General features: G+C 65.1%; 11 protein-coding genes and 4 pseudogenes. 6 read left to right on the forward strand and 9 right to left on the reverse strand.

The annotated features are described in order from the left end of the window. The first annotated feature begins 132 nt into the window (after positions 1–132). Complete coding sequence (locus CFB89_RS32075) at positions 133–1065, forward strand: LysR family transcriptional regulator (RefSeq protein ID WP_089471461.1); 933 nt, start codon at positions 133–135, stop codon at positions 1063–1065. A 122-nt stretch (positions 1066–1187) separates the two neighbouring features. Here CFB89_RS32075 and CFB89_RS32080 read toward each other — a convergent pair. Both CFB89_RS32080 and CFB89_RS32090 read right to left on the reverse strand, forming a co-directional pair. Beyond that, positions 1188–1703, reverse strand: a pseudogene (locus CFB89_RS32080) (helix-turn-helix domain-containing protein); the annotation flags it as partial. Positions 1704–2195: 492 nt separating this feature from the next. Then, a complete protein-coding gene (locus CFB89_RS32090) occupies positions 2196–2960 on the reverse strand; it encodes an SDR family NAD(P)-dependent oxidoreductase (RefSeq protein WP_089471462.1) in 765 nt (254 codons plus the stop codon). A gap of 141 nt (positions 2961–3101) precedes the next feature. Here CFB89_RS32090 and CFB89_RS32095 point away from each other — a divergent pair, with 141 nt between their 5' ends. Further along, entirely contained in the window at positions 3102–4019 is a 918-nt protein-coding gene (locus tag CFB89_RS32095) for a LysR family transcriptional regulator (RefSeq protein ID WP_089471463.1), read from the forward strand. A 120-nt stretch (positions 4020–4139) separates the two neighbouring features. On the opposite strand, the gene CFB89_RS32100 is transcribed toward CFB89_RS32095, so the two are convergent. Then, a complete protein-coding gene (locus CFB89_RS32100; protein WP_089471464.1) occupies positions 4140–4877 on the reverse strand; it encodes a transporter substrate-binding domain-containing protein in 738 nt (245 codons plus the stop codon). Positions 4878–5045: 168 nt separating this feature from the next. Between CFB89_RS32100 and CFB89_RS32105 the strand changes: the two are divergent. Continuing rightward, a pseudogene (locus tag CFB89_RS32105) lies at positions 5046–5486 on the forward strand (ABC transporter substrate-binding protein); the annotation flags it as partial. A 246-nt stretch (positions 5487–5732) separates the two neighbouring features. After that, complete coding sequence (locus CFB89_RS35140; RefSeq protein WP_179233557.1) at positions 5733–6071, forward strand: hypothetical protein; 339 nt, start codon at positions 5733–5735, stop codon at positions 6069–6071. 141 nt (positions 6072–6212) lie between these two features. Here the strand turns inward: CFB89_RS35140 and CFB89_RS34645 are convergent. Beyond that, positions 6213–6354, reverse strand: a pseudogene (locus CFB89_RS34645) (IS5/IS1182 family transposase); the annotation flags it as partial. A 45-nt stretch (positions 6355–6399) separates the two neighbouring features. Here CFB89_RS34645 and CFB89_RS32110 point away from each other — a divergent pair. Continuing rightward, a pseudogene (locus CFB89_RS32110) lies at positions 6400–6513 on the forward strand (SDR family oxidoreductase); the annotation flags it as partial. A 35-nt stretch (positions 6514–6548) separates the two neighbouring features. Here CFB89_RS32110 and CFB89_RS32115 read toward each other — a convergent pair. After that, on the reverse strand, positions 6549–7673 hold the full coding sequence (locus CFB89_RS32115) for a sensor histidine kinase (protein WP_089471726.1): 1125 nt from the start codon (positions 7671–7673) through the stop codon (positions 6549–6551). Between the two features lie 462 nt (positions 7674–8135). On the opposite strand from CFB89_RS32115, the gene CFB89_RS32120 reads away from it, so the two are divergent. Further along, the gene (locus CFB89_RS32120) at positions 8136–9248 is read left to right on the forward strand and encodes a PHB depolymerase family esterase (protein ID WP_089471466.1); all 1113 of its coding nucleotides are present in this window, start codon (positions 8136–8138) and stop codon (positions 9246–9248) included. Positions 9249–9281: 33 nt separating this feature from the next. Here the strand turns inward: CFB89_RS32120 and CFB89_RS32125 are convergent, their stop codons facing one another. The 4 genes from CFB89_RS32125 to CFB89_RS32140 all read right to left on the reverse strand — a co-directional run bounded on the left by CFB89_RS32125 (position 9282) and on the right by CFB89_RS32140 (position 13642). Beyond that, on the reverse strand, positions 9282–11051 hold the full coding sequence (locus CFB89_RS32125) for a histidine kinase (protein ID WP_089471727.1): 1770 nt from the start codon (positions 11049–11051) through the stop codon (positions 9282–9284). 83 nt (positions 11052–11134) lie between these two features. After that, positions 11135–12547: an HD domain-containing phosphohydrolase gene (locus CFB89_RS32130; RefSeq protein ID WP_089471467.1), complete on the reverse strand. Its 1413-nt coding sequence runs from the start codon at positions 12545–12547 to the stop codon at positions 11135–11137. 121 nt (positions 12548–12668) lie between these two features. Further along, on the reverse strand, positions 12669–13118 hold the full coding sequence (locus CFB89_RS32135; RefSeq protein WP_089471468.1) for a GNAT family N-acetyltransferase: 450 nt from the start codon (positions 13116–13118) through the stop codon (positions 12669–12671). A gap of 86 nt (positions 13119–13204) precedes the next feature. Continuing rightward, positions 13205–13642, reverse strand: a complete 438-nt coding sequence (locus CFB89_RS32140; protein ID WP_089471469.1) for a tol-pal system YbgF family protein — start codon at positions 13640–13642, stop codon at positions 13205–13207. Positions 13643–13978: the final 336 nt, after the last annotated feature.

Raw genomic sequence — 13978 nt, forward strand, 5'->3', positions numbered from 1 at the left:
TCAGATAAGTGACAACGCGTCATCAATTCGGCATGATCGACACGGACGCCCGGCATGGCTACGCTGTGCGGCGTTGGCGTGCCGGCCTTCAGTGCGCCGCACGATCCGCCACCCGTATTCACTCGAACCTCCATGAGATCCAGTAGCGAGAAGCTGTCCGGCAGCATCAGCGTGTTCGCCGCCGTCGTCGATGCCGGCACGTTCTCGGCGGCCGCCGACGTCATCGGCATGACGCCGCCGGGCGTCAGTCGGGCGATTGCGCGGCTGGAAAGAAAGCTGAACATCCGGCTTTTCAACCGAACGACGCGATCGGTGTCGCTGACGGAAGAAGGCCGCCGCTTTTACGAGCAGGTCATGCCCCATCTCGCCGGGCTGGAGGAAGCCGCGGCGGCGGCGGCGAGCGGCGTCTCCGCCGTGCGCGGCAAGCTGAGAATCAATCTGGATCCGGTCGTCTACCGGGCCATTCTCGGGCCGCGGCTCGATGCGTTCATGGACGCGCATCCCGAGCTCGAAATCGAACTCATCGCGCGAGACAGCCTGGGCGATCTCGTGATGGACGGCTTCGACCTCGCCGTGCGATTCGGCGAACCGCGGGCATCCAGCCTGATCGCGAGAAAGCTCCTCGATACCGGCGTCGTGACGGTCGCGGCGCCCTCGTACATCGCGCGCCGGGGGCGGCCGGCCCAGCCCCAGGACCTCGAAAACCGCAGCCATCGCTGCCTGGAATTTCGCAATCCGGAGACGGGCAAGCCGTTCACGTGGGAATTCCATCGGCGACGCAAACGCATCGTGGTGGACACCCGCGGACGCCTGACGGTCAACGATCCGGGCGCGCTGCTCAATGCGTGCCTCGCCGGTTCCGGCATTGCGCAGATGCTGCTGCTCGGCGCCGAGCCGCTGATCGCCGACGGCCGGCTGATCAATCTCTTTCCCGAATGGGCCGACGAGCGGTATCCGTTATACGCGTACTACCCGTCCCGGCATCACGTGCCGGCGAAAACCCGCGCGTTCCTGGATTTCATGGTCGAACTGACGGGCAGTCACGGGGGTCGCGGCGCGCGTTAGTGTTGTTCCGGCGGCGCCCATGGAACCTTGCTTCGGCATGCGCGGCGACGGTTTTCTTCGAGGCCGACGCGCTCGCCATTGGCGAAGCCATGCCGAGCCGTACCGGGAGCGCCACCGCTTCGCTAGCGATTGTCGGCACGCAATGCCCGCACGCCTCGGCCGAGCCTGCGACGCAACAACGCCCGCAACGTCGCCGAATCCGCGTAGCCCACCTCGCTCGCGATCGTCTCCAGGTCGTACCCCATCGACACGAGGTTCTGCGCCCGTTCGATTCGGAGATCCTGGAAGAACGCCAAGGGCGACTTCCCGAGCACCGCCTCGGTACGGCGCTGCAACGTGCGTGGTCCGACGGCGAGCGCGGCTGCCGCGGTCTGAAGCGAGAAACCGAGGGAAAGATTCTCGCGGGCCCAGCGCTCGAATCGCGCGATCAATGGATCGGCGTGTGCGAGGTAATCCGGAATGATGTATTCGGCCTGCGACGAACGCTTGTCGATCAGCATGAAGCGGGCCACGAGCGTGGCCAGTTCGGGACTGGCCTGACGCAGCAACCACAGCGCAAGGTCGAGATGGCCCATGGCCGATCCTGCCGTGACCACGCGATCCGCAGCGACGACCATGCGCGAATCGTTCAGACCGACTGGTCGAGACGTTGATGGCGTTGTTCGCGAGCGACCACGCGCCGGACCCGCACGACGTCGCCGACGCCATCGTGCAACTCGTCGGGCGAGCGCAGGGCACGCGGCCGCACGTTGGGTCGTCGGTCAGTCATTCGGTGCCGACGCGCTCAACGCTCAAGCCGCAGCGATCCAGGCGCAGACACTGGAGAGCCTCGGGCTGGCGCATCTCGCCGAGCCGCAAGGACGGCCCGCGGCGGCTTGAAGATACGTTCGCGGCAGAACCCCACGCCGGTCCGACGCGCTGCACCACCGTCCGCTTCGCGTCAGCGGGCGGTCGCAAACCCGTCGAAGGTCAATGGCCGCCGATGGCCGGCAACCACCAGTCGATCCCGGCGGCGCGTTACCGCCGACCACGATCCCCGGCACCACGACAACAGGCCCCCACACGCTCCTGCATGCACTGAAACCGATCGACGCGAACGCGTCTACGACGTCGCCGTCGATCCCTCAAACTCAGATCTGCTGCTGGCCGCCATCGACGAACAATTCGATGCCGTTCACGAAGCTCGCGTCGTCGGACGCCAGGAACAGCGCCGCGCTCGCGATCTCGCCCGGCTCGCCGAGGCGCCCCATCGGAATCTGCGCGGCCAGATAATCGGCCAGCCCCTGCCGCTGAGCCGCATCGTCACCGGCGAGATCGAGCAGGCCGGGCGTGCGGGTCGCGCCCGGGCTGATCGTGTTCACGCGGATGCGGCGTTCCTTGAGGTCGAGAATCCAGCTGCGCGCAAACGCACGCACCGCCGCCTTCGAAGCCGAGTACACGCTGAACGCCGCGGTGCCCGCGCTACCCGCCGTGGAGCCCGTGAGAATCACCGATGCGCCATCGGCGAGCAGCGGCAGCGCCTTCTGCACGGTGAACAGCACGCCCTTGACGTTGCGATCGAAGGTGTCGTCGTAGTGCGCTTCGGTGATGCTGCCCAGCGGCAGCATCGAACCGCCGCCGGCGTTCACGAACAGCACGTCCAGGCGCCCCTGCTCTTCCTTGATTTGCGCATACAGCGCGTCGAGTTCGTCGAGCTTCGTGGAATCGGAACGCACGCCGGTCGCGTTGCCGCCGGCTGCGCGAATCCCTTCCACGGCCGCATCGAGTTCGGCCTGTCGGCGGCCCGTCAGATAGACGTGCGCTCCGTCGGCCGCGAAGCGTTGGGCGGTGGCCAGGCCGATGCCGCTGGTTGCGCCGGTGACGAGCGCGATCTTGTTGTCGAGTTTGCGTGCCATCGTATTGCTCCTTTCATTGGATCAGTGTGTGTTTCGGTCGGATGTGACGTGCTGCGATGTGAGGAGAATATCGACGGCCCGATCATTTCGAAATAGAATCAATCGCAAACAAACGTTGCATAAATGCAAAGACGAAAGGAAATGGCGCACCTACCTGATTTCGAAGGGCTCGCGATGTTCGCAAAAGTGGCCGAGCACGGGTCGTTTGCCGCCGCGGCGCGCGCGACCGGGGTGTCGGTCGCCACCGTCTCGCGCGGCGTGGCGCGTCTGGAGGAGCGGCTCGGCGCGCGGCTGTTCAACCGCACGTCGCGCCAGCTGTCGCTGACCGAGTTCGGCCGGACGATCAGCGAGAAAGCCGGCGAGATCTATCGCCAGGCCGAGGAGGCGGAAAGCTCGGCGCGCGAAATGTCGGTGCAGCCGCGCGGGCTGGTGCGGCTGGCCGTGCCGATGTCGTTCGGGCTGCGTTGGGTCGCGCCGCTGCTGCCGGGCTTCTTTCGCGCGTATCCGGAAGTGTCGATCGACCTGCATTTATCGGATGCGTCGGTCGATCTGATCGCCGACGGATTCGACGCGGCGTTGCGGATCGCCGCGCTGCCGGATTCGTCGCTGGTCGCGCGTCGGCTGTGCGCGGTCACGCAATTCGTGGTGGCGGCGCCGGCATATCTAACGCGCGAAGGGCGCCCCACGCATCCGAGCGAGCTGGCCGATCGCCCTTGTCTGTCGTACGCGTATCGCGCGCGGAGTGCCGTCTGGCGCTTCACGAACGACGCAGGCGACGAGGAGCCGGTCATGCCGACGGGCCCGCTGCGCGTCACCAACGCCGATGCGCTGTTGCCGACGCTGCTCGATGGCCTGGCGATCGCCGAGCTGCCGGAGTTCATCGCCTACGAATATCTGGCCGATGGCCGTCTTGAAGCGATCCTCACCGACTGGTCGCTGACCCAGGGCGGCCTTTATTTCGTTACGCCGTCGGCGCGGGCACGGCCCGCGAAGGTGACGGCGTTATCCGACTACTTCGCCGAACATCTGGGTGATCCAGTGTGGCGATGGCCAAAGTAACGTTCCGGTGGATGGTCGAGTCGAACCCCGCTGCCCCATCACGCCCTGTCATCCGATGCCGGGCACGTCCGACGCCCGAACGGCGACGCACGGGCATGCCCCCTCATGGCGAGTGTCGGCCTACCCTGCGTGCAAGACGGCCGGATCGATCTCGCGCGCGGTCAGCCCGAATCTCGCCATGCGAGCGCGATGGTCCGGCGAGCCGAGATAGGCACGAAGTCCCCGATCGAACGCGTCGAGAAGACTGCGGTTTTCTCGGCTGAACGAAAACGCGCCCAGCGGGGGCGTCCGCTGTTCGCCGTCGACATCCGACTCGTGCGCGACGGCCTCGATCAGCGCGCTGCCTATCCGGCCCGCCACGATTCGATTCCCCAACGCGGTGCTCGCATAGGCGTCGATCACGCCGGAGAGCACGGCCGCGATCGCGTCGGCCTGCTGTTCGAAGACGACGATTTGCCGCCGGCTCACGCCCGACGCCATCGCGGAATCATGCTGGACCTGCCCGGCAATGATGCCGAGGCGCGTATCGGGACGTTCGGCGATCGACGCATAGCTCCTGAGCGCCTTCGGGTTGCCGGGACGAACCAGAAAACCGTCTTCGATGCCCCACACCGGCACGCTGAACGCGACGGTATGGGCTCGCTGCGGCGTCACGAAGAGCGGCACGTTCATGTCCCAGTGACCTGATGCGACGCCGGGCAGCAATTCGCCGAACGTCGTCGCGCAATACTCGATCCGGGTGACGCCGATCTGCCGGAGGATCATCGCCGCGAGTTCGAGATCGGCGCCGGTAGCGGTGCCCTCCGCTTCGGTCCAGCCGAATGGCGGTTCTTCGATGTACGCAATCGTCACCTTCATCGCTTTCTCTCGCAAGCCGAAGAATCGATCAGGAATTCGTCAGCTTACCGTGGGAAGTCGAGGTCCACTAAGCGTGGACAAAATTAATCCGGGTGTAAGCCGGTTGGCGACATCATTTTGGTGCAAGCGTCAGTGAAGTCGTCCACTTGAGCACCGGAAATCCGGTACGACATGATCGTCGCGAAGCCGCCGCTGCGCACCGTCGAGGCGCTGAAGGGCAAGAAGGTCGGCGTCGAGCTCGACCTCGTCGATCATCTGCTGCTCGAAACCGCGTTGCAGAAGCATGGGCTCAAGGACGGCGACGTCACGCTCGCGAATGCGAATACCAACGAGCTGCCGCAGGTGCTCGGTTCGTCGGCCGACATCGCGGCGGTGGCTGCGTGGCAACCGAATGCGGGCGAGGCGTTGAAGCGCGCGCCGGGCGCACACGCGATCTTTACGTCGGCCGATGCGCCGGGATTGATCTGCGATGCGATCACCGTCGCGCCGGCGCAGTACCTGCCGCTGCTGAAGGGCACGCACCTGCTCGATGAAGCGGCCGCGCAGCGTGCGTTCCGCAAGGGCGACGGGCTCGATTCGATCTACGGCTCGACGCGCAATGCGCGAGCCGTTGCCGGCTCGGAAAGAAGGTGGCGTCAGTGACCACAGCCAAGAGCAGACGTTCTGGTAGAGCAATCTCGGATATGCGGCCGGGGCGCATGCCGTCTTTCCCGTTCGCAATGGGATTGGGTTATGACTTATCGCCGATAAAAAATAAATCGCGGCTTCGTACTCAGGATTTCAACGGATGGTGAATGAAAAAGACCAGGCATCGAACACGCGAAGATTGGCAACCTCGCCGGCCATCGAAAGTAATTGCAAACCACGGCCATTGGTGCGCAATTGTCACTGGCGATATCTATATATCAGAAAGCAAGCCAAGGCGATAATGCTGTAAGCGAGCGTGAATGCCGTGACGAACGTTGCGAACTGCCCATTTGGCGTATGGAAAAAGAAGTGTATGGCCACCGCAGTGAAAACCGATGCATGAAATCCCAACAATATGCTGCACACTCGGCGTTCCGTAAGGCTGGTGTTTGTGGATTTCACTGGAAACCTCATTTTAAAAATTTTTGGCAATCCATGTGCGCGCACACTTCCGACCGTGCGATTTTCGCCGAAATGATCCGAAAATTTTTTCCAAAGAAATCTTGATTTTTGTAAATTCTTGCCAATCGATATCGAAGCGCTCTGGAGGCAGGTGGGAAAAAGCAAGCGATACGCCTGAAGATGTCCCAATTGAACCGTCCCGGATGTGGCGGCGGCACGTATTCTCGATAGTGGTTTTCGAAAAGGTTGCTGGACAGGCTGGAAGGTATTCCAGGATCAGGCGGCACCTCAGTTTGAGGAATGCGCCATGAACATCGGCACGGCGCCCGAAACGAATGTGGAGGCGGCGGAAATGATGTAGTCGGGCATACGCACGCTCAACGACCCAGCACGTGTCCGTTGCTCCGTAACTCAGTGCACGAATTCCCATCGACGTTTGAGAAAAATGGACGAAATCGCCGCCGCGGCCCTGTTTCTTGCGTCAGATGAGAGCAACTTCATGACGGGCAGCGAATTGTTCGCCGATGGCGGGTATGCGCCGGTCTAGCGCACGCGCGACGCCGGCCGCGGGCCACTCCCCTTTCACCCGCCTTTCGGCAACCGCACCGCAAAAACGGTTTCCGCCTGATCGGACCGAGCGTCAATCCGGCCGCGATGCGCCTTGGCGATTTCGTTGGCGATAAACAGCCCGAGCCCCAGGCCAGCATCGTCGCCCGTCCTTCGCGACCGATCCTCCTCCCCGCGCTCGAGCGGATCGAAAATGCGGTCGAGCGTGCGCGGATCGATCGCCGGCCCGCTGTTGCCGACCTCGACGACCACTTCGGCGCCGGTCGCCGCAGCCATCACCCGCACCGGCGCATCGTGGGCGCCGTACTTGACGGCATTGCTCACCAGATTGCTCAGCAACTGCTGCATTCGCTGGTCGTCCCACTCACCCTGGAGATCCCCACGCATATCGACGGTAATTTCGCGATCCGGATGAGCGGCCCGCAACTCGTCCACCACATTGACGAGCACGTGCGCGAGATCGATATCGCGAGGAACGACGTTGATGCCCAGCCCGAGCTGGGTTCGATTGAAATCGCAGAGATCATCGAGAAGGCCCTGCATGCGACTACCGCTTCTGATCAGCCGAGCGGCAGCCACCGACACCTCCTCACCCGCATTGAGCGCGCCAAGATACGACGCCGTGAGCTGGATCGTCTGCAGCGGCGTGCGCATGTCGTGGCTCAGCATGCCGAGAAACAGGTTACGAGCCCGTTCGACCTGTTCGGTAAAAAAAGCGATGGATTCCGCCAGCGCTTGATCGATCGCTTCGTTGAATCGAATCATGTCGTCCATATCGGGCGGGCACGGCTGACACGCGTCGATCCACAGGCGCAGCACGCTGGCACGCAACGCCCGATACTCGGCCGCCAACTGGTTGATGTCGAAGCCCCGTCTGGCGCGCAGAACGGCATGCGTCTGGGCGGCCGTCTCGCGCGCGTTCTCCGGCTCGCGTGCGCGCCCCAGCGATTTTTCGTGTTGCGCTTCCCTCGTCTGCGGGGTCGCGATGTCCTTGGCGGCGGCGATCAGGATCTCGCGTGCGTGGTCGCGTAGCGCGTGCGAGGTCATATGCCTCGCGGCCGGCAACAGCGTGGCAGCAAACGCTTCCCACTGCACCAGGATCGGTTCCATGTTCCGTACGATGAAATCAGAAAGACGCATGTCGCCCCTCACAACGGAATGAACGGTGGATGCTTCTGTCGAACCGCACGATATCACGTGAATAAGGGCATTAGCCGACGACTGGATCGTCACCGTCGTCATTTCCGGCTGCACGGGCGACGTACGGCCAGCGGCCAGGCCTGGCGGGCCGGACGATTCCCGATGGATTTGATCGTGAAAAACAGCAAGCCGATGCCAGGTAAATAATCGGCAATGAAGTCCGGGATCCAGGCCGCCATTGTCTTTCAAGGGCCGAAACGGGCTTCGATTCTCACGCCCGTCACGTTGGGCGGCCAGTATCGCCGATAATCGATCCGCGTCATTCCCATTCGGCAGCGCGCCACTTTTCGATTGCCGCGACACCGGCAGCATGAACCTTGCGTCGCCCCCGTTCGACTTCCATTCGACGGTGGGATCGGCCGCCTCTTCCCGTCACGGCCGGCCGCCGGCACGAGATTGAACATGCCCAGGAAAAAATCCAGCCTCTGGTTGCGGCATCTCGAACTGTTTTCCGCCGCGGCCGGTGCACGTCCGAAGAAGCGCGCCGGCAAGCCGCGGCCGGCCGCCAAAAATACCGCCGCCAAGCCCAAGCTCACTCGACGGCCCGCCAAACCGGCCGCCCCAGCCCGCGCCGCCGAACGGACAGGTTCCGCACGCGCCCCGTCGGCCCGGCCGCCCGGCACCTGGCTCCGCTCGTTTCATTCGGCTGGCCCGAGCGCCGGTCGGCTCGTGAACCATCTTGCGTACGCGCTGTATCTTCCGGCCGCACCGGCGACAACCGCGGGCATGCCGGCCGTCGTCATGCTGCACGGCTGCAAGCAGACCGCCGAATCGTTCGCCGCGGGCACGCGCATGTGCCGCCTCGCGGAGCGGGCGGGGTTCGCGGTGCTGTTTCCCGAACAGGCCAAGACGGCCCACGCGCACCGGTGCTGGCACTGGCATGGCGATGCGACCCAGTCCGAAGCCGCGTCCGTCGCGTCGCTGGTCGACGCCATCGTCCAGCGCCACGGCTTCGATCGCGACCGGATCTACGTGGCCGGCATGTCAGCCGGCGCCGGGCTCGCCGCGACGCTGGCGCTCCGGTATCCCGACCGCTTCGCGGCCGTCGGCCTGCACTCCGGGCCGGCCATCGCGCCGCCGTCGTCGACGATGGCTGCGATGAACCTGATGCGCCGCGGCATCCGCGACGATCCGATCCACGCGCTCGATGCGTGCGCCGACGTCGCGTCCTATCCCGGCATGCCGGCCTTCGTCGTCCATGGCCGGCTCGATACGGTCGTGACCGACCGGAACGCGACGCAGCTCGGCATCGCGTTCGCGCGGCTCAACCGGCTCATCGACGAACACGGTGCGATCCGCGTCGGCGAGCAACGCAGCTACGCGCACGACGATGCGGACTACGTCGACTATCTGAAGGGTGGACGGCTGGTCGTCAGGGTGTGCGTCGTTCGCGGGCTGCCGCATGCATGGAGCGGCGGCGATCCGGGCGAGCCGTTCCATTCCGCCACCGGCCCGGACGCGACCGCGATGTTCTGGCATTTCTTTCGCCGTCAGCGGCGCAAGCGAGTGGCGTGACGCGCGACGCTCGCTCCGGTCCCCATCGCGTCGTCATGCCCGCTGCTCCAGCGCCGCCGCGTTCGCGCGGTCGCCGGCACGCCGAACCGGCAACCGTATCCGGAAGGTCGTGCCGCGTCCCGGCTCGCTGGTCACGTCGATGGTGCCGCGATGGCGCTCGACGATGCCGTGCGATACCGACAGCCCGAGCCCCGTGCCCTGCCCGACCGGCTTCGTGGTGAAGAACGGATCGAAGATCCGCCGGACGACGTCGGGCGTCATGCCGGCGCCGGTGTCGCTGATCGCGATCGATACCTGATCACCGTCGCTCGACGTGCGGATCGTGATCACGCCGCGCTCCGGAATCGCCTGCGCCGCGTTGACCAGCAGGTTCATGAAAACCTGGTTCAACTGCGACGGCAAGCATTCGACGTGCGGGACGTCGCCGTAATCGCGCACGACGTCGGCCTTGTACTTGAGTTCGTTGTGGACGACGTTGAGCGTGCTCTCGAGGCCCGCGTGGAGATCGACCACGCTCCATGCGTCGCTGGCCGGGCGCGAGAAATCGCGCAAATCCTGCACGATGCGCCGCACGCGCAGCGCGCCGTCGATCGATTCGTCGATCAGCATCGCGATCTCGTCGCGGACGTAGTCGAGATCCGCGGCACGGTGCACGGCCGCCAGCGCGTCGCGGGTGACCGGATCGAGCCGCGGCAGCGCGGCTTCATGCGCGGCGACCACCTCGAGCAGGCTGCGCACCCACGTCTTCAACGTATTGAGGTTGGCGCTGACGAAGCCGATCGGATTGTTGATCTCGTGCGCGACGCCGGCCGCGAGCTGGCCGATCGACGCGAGCTTTTCCGACTGCAGCAATTGCTCGTGCGTTTCCTCGAGCGCATGCAGCAGGCGCCGCTGCTCGTCCTTCTCCTGTTCGAGCAGCGCGTGCGCGGCCTTGCGTTCGTCGATCTCGGTCGCCATGTTCTCGCGCGTGCGCTGCAGCATCTGCGTCGTCTGCTCGTAGCGATGCAGCGCGCGTTCGAGTTCGCCGGTTCGCAACCGCACGAGCCGTTCGAGCGTGTCGGTCATCCCGCGCAGGAACGTTGTGCGCGCATCGAAACGGCACACCAGCAGCGTGACCACCAGCGTCGCCATCGTGAACAACGCGACCGTCGTCGCGAGCCATGGCGCGTCGACGCCGTTCGCGGCGCCGCACCGGGCATCCGGCGCGAAATGCGCGGCCGCCATCGCCGTGTAGTGCATGCCGGTAATCGCGATGCCCATGATGACGGCCGCACCGATGCGCTGCGCGGTCGCATAGCGGGCCTGCTGCATGCGCAACGCCTGCGCGATCCACAGCGCGGCCGTCGACGCGATCACCGCGATGCCGATCGACGCCGCGAACAGCCACGCATCGTAGCGAATGCCGGGCGCCATGTGCATCGCGGCCATCCCCGTGTAGTGCATGCCGGCGATCCCGCCGCCCATCAGCACGCCGCCCCCGCACAGCCGCCGCCAGCCCAGCCGTGCGCGCGTGACGACGTTCAGTGCGAAATACGATACGAGCACCGCGATCGCGAGCGAGGCGCCGGTTTCCTGCCACGCATAGCCTAGCGGTACCGGCAACGAAAACGCGAGCATGCCGACGAAATGCATCGACCAGATGCCGGTGCCCATCGCGGCCGCGCCGCCGCCCAGCCAGGCGCGCTTCAACTTCGGATTGTCGAGCAGCGAAATGAATGCGGCGAGGTCGAGCGTCGTATAGGAGGCCAGCGTCGCGATCGCGAGCGACAGCAGGACGAGCGGAAGGTTGTAGATGCCATGCATGATCGGACGCCCGGAACCGGTTGATTGCATCGCCGCGGTGCGGGCGGTCGCACGCACCGCGGCCATCAGGCCGCCGTTCGACGTCAGCCCGGCGGCGCGCCCGTGTGGGGGGCATGCGCCTGCCCGGCCGGGTGGGCCAGCACGAGAATGTCGAACGGCGTGCCCTCTCGCGTTTCGAAGCGGCGTACGAGCTCGATCTGGTGCGCGGACATCACGCTGCCTTTCGTCATCAACAACACGCCGCGATGCGTGCGCAGATCGTCGGCGAGCTCCATCCCTTCGCGCAGTTGAGCCGACCGGATTTCCGCGACGGACGCCGCGATGCCGAGACTCTCGGGATCCCGCATCAACTCGACGAAGCCTGCGACCAGTTGCGGGTCGTAACGCATGCCTGCTTGCGAGTGCAACACGTCGATCGCCTGCTCGATCGAATGCGGCGCTCCGATTTCGCCGTGGCGCAGCCCTTCGAAATCGCGTGCGATCGCGACGATCCGCGACCCGACCGGGATCGCGTCGCCGACCAGACCGTCCGGCGTGCCGCGGCCGTTGAAGCGCTCGTACTGGTGCAGCACGATCGACGCGACCTTGTGCAACTGGGCGACCGGCGTCAGCACCATCTGCGCGCGCAGCGGATGCTCCTGGAACACGCGGTGCTCGTCCGTCGTCATCCGCGTGAGCGGCTTGTGCAGCAATTCGTCCGGCAGCGACAGCTTGCCGATGCCGTGCAGCAGCCCCGCGAAATAGACGTCCTGCGCATGCAGTTCGCTCATCCCGGCGGCGAGCGCGAGCCGGCGCGCGATCTCGCCCACGCGCATCGCATGCCCGCTCGCGGCCCCGCAGCGCAGCTCGATCATGCTCGCGCATACCTGAACCATCGCGGTGAAGCTGCTTTTCAGGTCGCGCTGCGCCGCTTCGAGGAACATCACCGTCTGGCCGAGCTCCTCGGTGCGCGCGCGAACCTGCGTTTCGAGATCCGTATTGAAACGGCGCAGCGCTTCATTCTGCGCTTCCGTCAGCGCCGCCAGCCGGGACGCTTCGCGGCGCAGACGGCGCTGCTCCAGCGCCTGCTCGACGGTCAGCAGCAGGTCGTGATCGTCCCACGGCTTGTTCAGGTAGCGATACACGCCCCCTTCGTTGACGGCCTGCATGACCGACGCGATCTCCGCATAGCCGGTCAGCAGAATGCGCATCGTGTCCGGGTAGAGCCCACGAGCGCGCGCCAGGAATTCCGCGCCGCTCATATGCGGCATCCGCATGTCGGACACGATCAGGTCGATTTCCGTCGACGCCAGAATCTCGAGCGCGGCCTCGCCGCTGTCGGCGGTCGCGATGTCGTAGCCGGTGGGCCGGAACACGCGCCTGAGCGCGGACAGTACGTTCGGTTCGTCGTCGACCAGCAGAATCGACGGTAAGCGGGCCGCTTCGCCGGCTGCGGCTGCCGTGTCGGGCGTTTCGGGCGGCACGGCATTCACGCCGTTTGTTGCAGATGTCGTCATAATCGGCCTCGGATCAATTATTTACGCCCTCTCTGCAACATCGGCCGATGCCGCGTCTTCCACATTGGTGAAAACGCTAATGCTCGCGTGTCGATTTCAACCGGAATGCGTCACGCAAATGCTACGTCGTCGTCGCGCCCGGTTCGCGACGGTAATGGATGTCCCATTCCGCTTCGTCGGTTCGCACGAAGCCGTGCCGTTCGTAGAAGCGGTTCGAATCGCTGCCGCGCAAAGCGCCGACGCGAACGGACATTCGATGTGCGTCGGCGTCGGCCAGGATCTTGCGCAGCACGGCAGCGCCGATGCCCTTCCGCTGATGCGCGGGCACGATGTACAGGTGGTCGAGCAGCCAGTGATCCGTCATCGGGCGAAGCGTGTAGAAGCCCGCACGCGCATGGTCGGTTTCGATGAAACGGCATAGCGCCGGGTCGAACGACGCGAGAAACCGGTCGCGCGCACGCTGCGGATCGAAACGGCCGATGCGCTCGAGGCTGTCGCGCATCGCGGCGATGCGGATCGCGACGAGGGCTTCGGCGTCGGTGTGCGTGACGAGAAGGAAGGTCAGGGTCATTGTCGTTGGCAGGCGGGGTGCAGGGGCAAGCAAGCGCTCGGCCGGGCGGTACGGGGCCATCCGGGCATCGAGGGCGCGCGATCTCGTCAGGGCGCCTCGATCCCTTGCGCTCGCGTGGCCAGAAATCGCAGGTACTTGCCGTGCTCACCCTCGAAACACGCCGGCCCGTCGCCCATGTAGGCGCGCATCAACTCGTCTGCGGCACGATCCAGATTGCCGAGTTCGAACTGGCACTGCCCGAGCCTGAGATGCAGGAACGGATTGCCGATCGCACCGGGGAAACGCATCGCATAACCGAGATTGTCGCGTCCTGCCCCGTAGTCTTCCTGGAGGAAATTCGCGTCGCCGATCGCGGCCAACAACCAGGTGCCGGCTTCCCAGTCGGTCTTCGGTTCGGGAAGAAGATCGAACGCTTCCCGATATTTCGCCAGCGCGCCTTCGTAGTCCCCGTCTTCGGCCAACGCATCGCCTGCCGCGGCCAATGCGTCGATCTGCTGGTGAATTGCGTCGTCGAGTTCTGCCATGGGAGCCTTCTTTCAGCGAGGGTGGTGAAGTCGAGTGATCGTGGGTCGGCTGGACAGTGTCTGACGTACGGTCGCTGACGATGCAACTGCAACCGCCCCCACACCCGAAACGAAATTCCCGATCGAGCCGATCTTGTGCTTTGTGCGGGATCGCCGCCTTTCCAGGCGGCGACGTTATCTCGCGCTTCACCGACGAGGGAGGCCAACCGCGTCCTGACGTCTTCGTTCGACGCGGACTTCAGCGCGGCACGCCTCTCCTCGATCGGCGAGCGTGAAGCAAGCGAGCCGATGCGATCGGCTCAAGGAATAAAAAACGCTGGCCAGTAAGCTGGCCAG

This window comes from Burkholderia sp. AU16741 (assembly GCF_002223345.1).
In the GTDB taxonomy this organism is placed as follows: domain Bacteria; phylum Pseudomonadota; class Gammaproteobacteria; order Burkholderiales; family Burkholderiaceae; genus Burkholderia; species Burkholderia sola.

Excerpts from the sequence above, each read along its gene's own strand:
- CFB89_RS32075 (WP_089471461.1), top strand. The coding sequence starts at position 133 with ATGAGATCCAGTAGCGAGAAGCTGTCCGGCAGCATCAGCGTGTTCGCC.
- CFB89_RS32090 (WP_089471462.1), bottom strand. The coding sequence starts at position 2,960 with ATGGCACGCAAACTCGACAACAAGATCGCGCTCGTCACCGGCGCAACC.
- CFB89_RS32095 (WP_089471463.1), top strand. The coding sequence starts at position 3,102 with ATGGCGCACCTACCTGATTTCGAAGGGCTCGCGATGTTCGCAAAAGTG.
- CFB89_RS32100 (WP_089471464.1), bottom strand. The coding sequence starts at position 4,877 with ATGAAGGTGACGATTGCGTACATCGAAGAACCGCCATTCGGCTGGACC.
- CFB89_RS32115 (WP_089471726.1), bottom strand. The coding sequence starts at position 7,673 with ATGCGTCTTTCTGATTTCATCGTACGGAACATGGAACCGATCCTGGTG.
- CFB89_RS32120 (WP_089471466.1), top strand. The coding sequence starts at position 8,136 with ATGCCCAGGAAAAAATCCAGCCTCTGGTTGCGGCATCTCGAACTGTTT.
- CFB89_RS32125 (WP_089471727.1), bottom strand. The coding sequence starts at position 11,051 with ATGCATGGCATCTACAACCTTCCGCTCGTCCTGCTGTCGCTCGCGATC.
- CFB89_RS32130 (WP_089471467.1), bottom strand. The coding sequence starts at position 12,547 with ATGACGACATCTGCAACAAACGGCGTGAATGCCGTGCCGCCCGAAACG.
- CFB89_RS32135 (WP_089471468.1), bottom strand. The coding sequence starts at position 13,118 with ATGACCCTGACCTTCCTTCTCGTCACGCACACCGACGCCGAAGCCCTC.
- CFB89_RS32140 (WP_089471469.1), bottom strand. The coding sequence starts at position 13,642 with ATGGCAGAACTCGACGACGCAATTCACCAGCAGATCGACGCATTGGCC.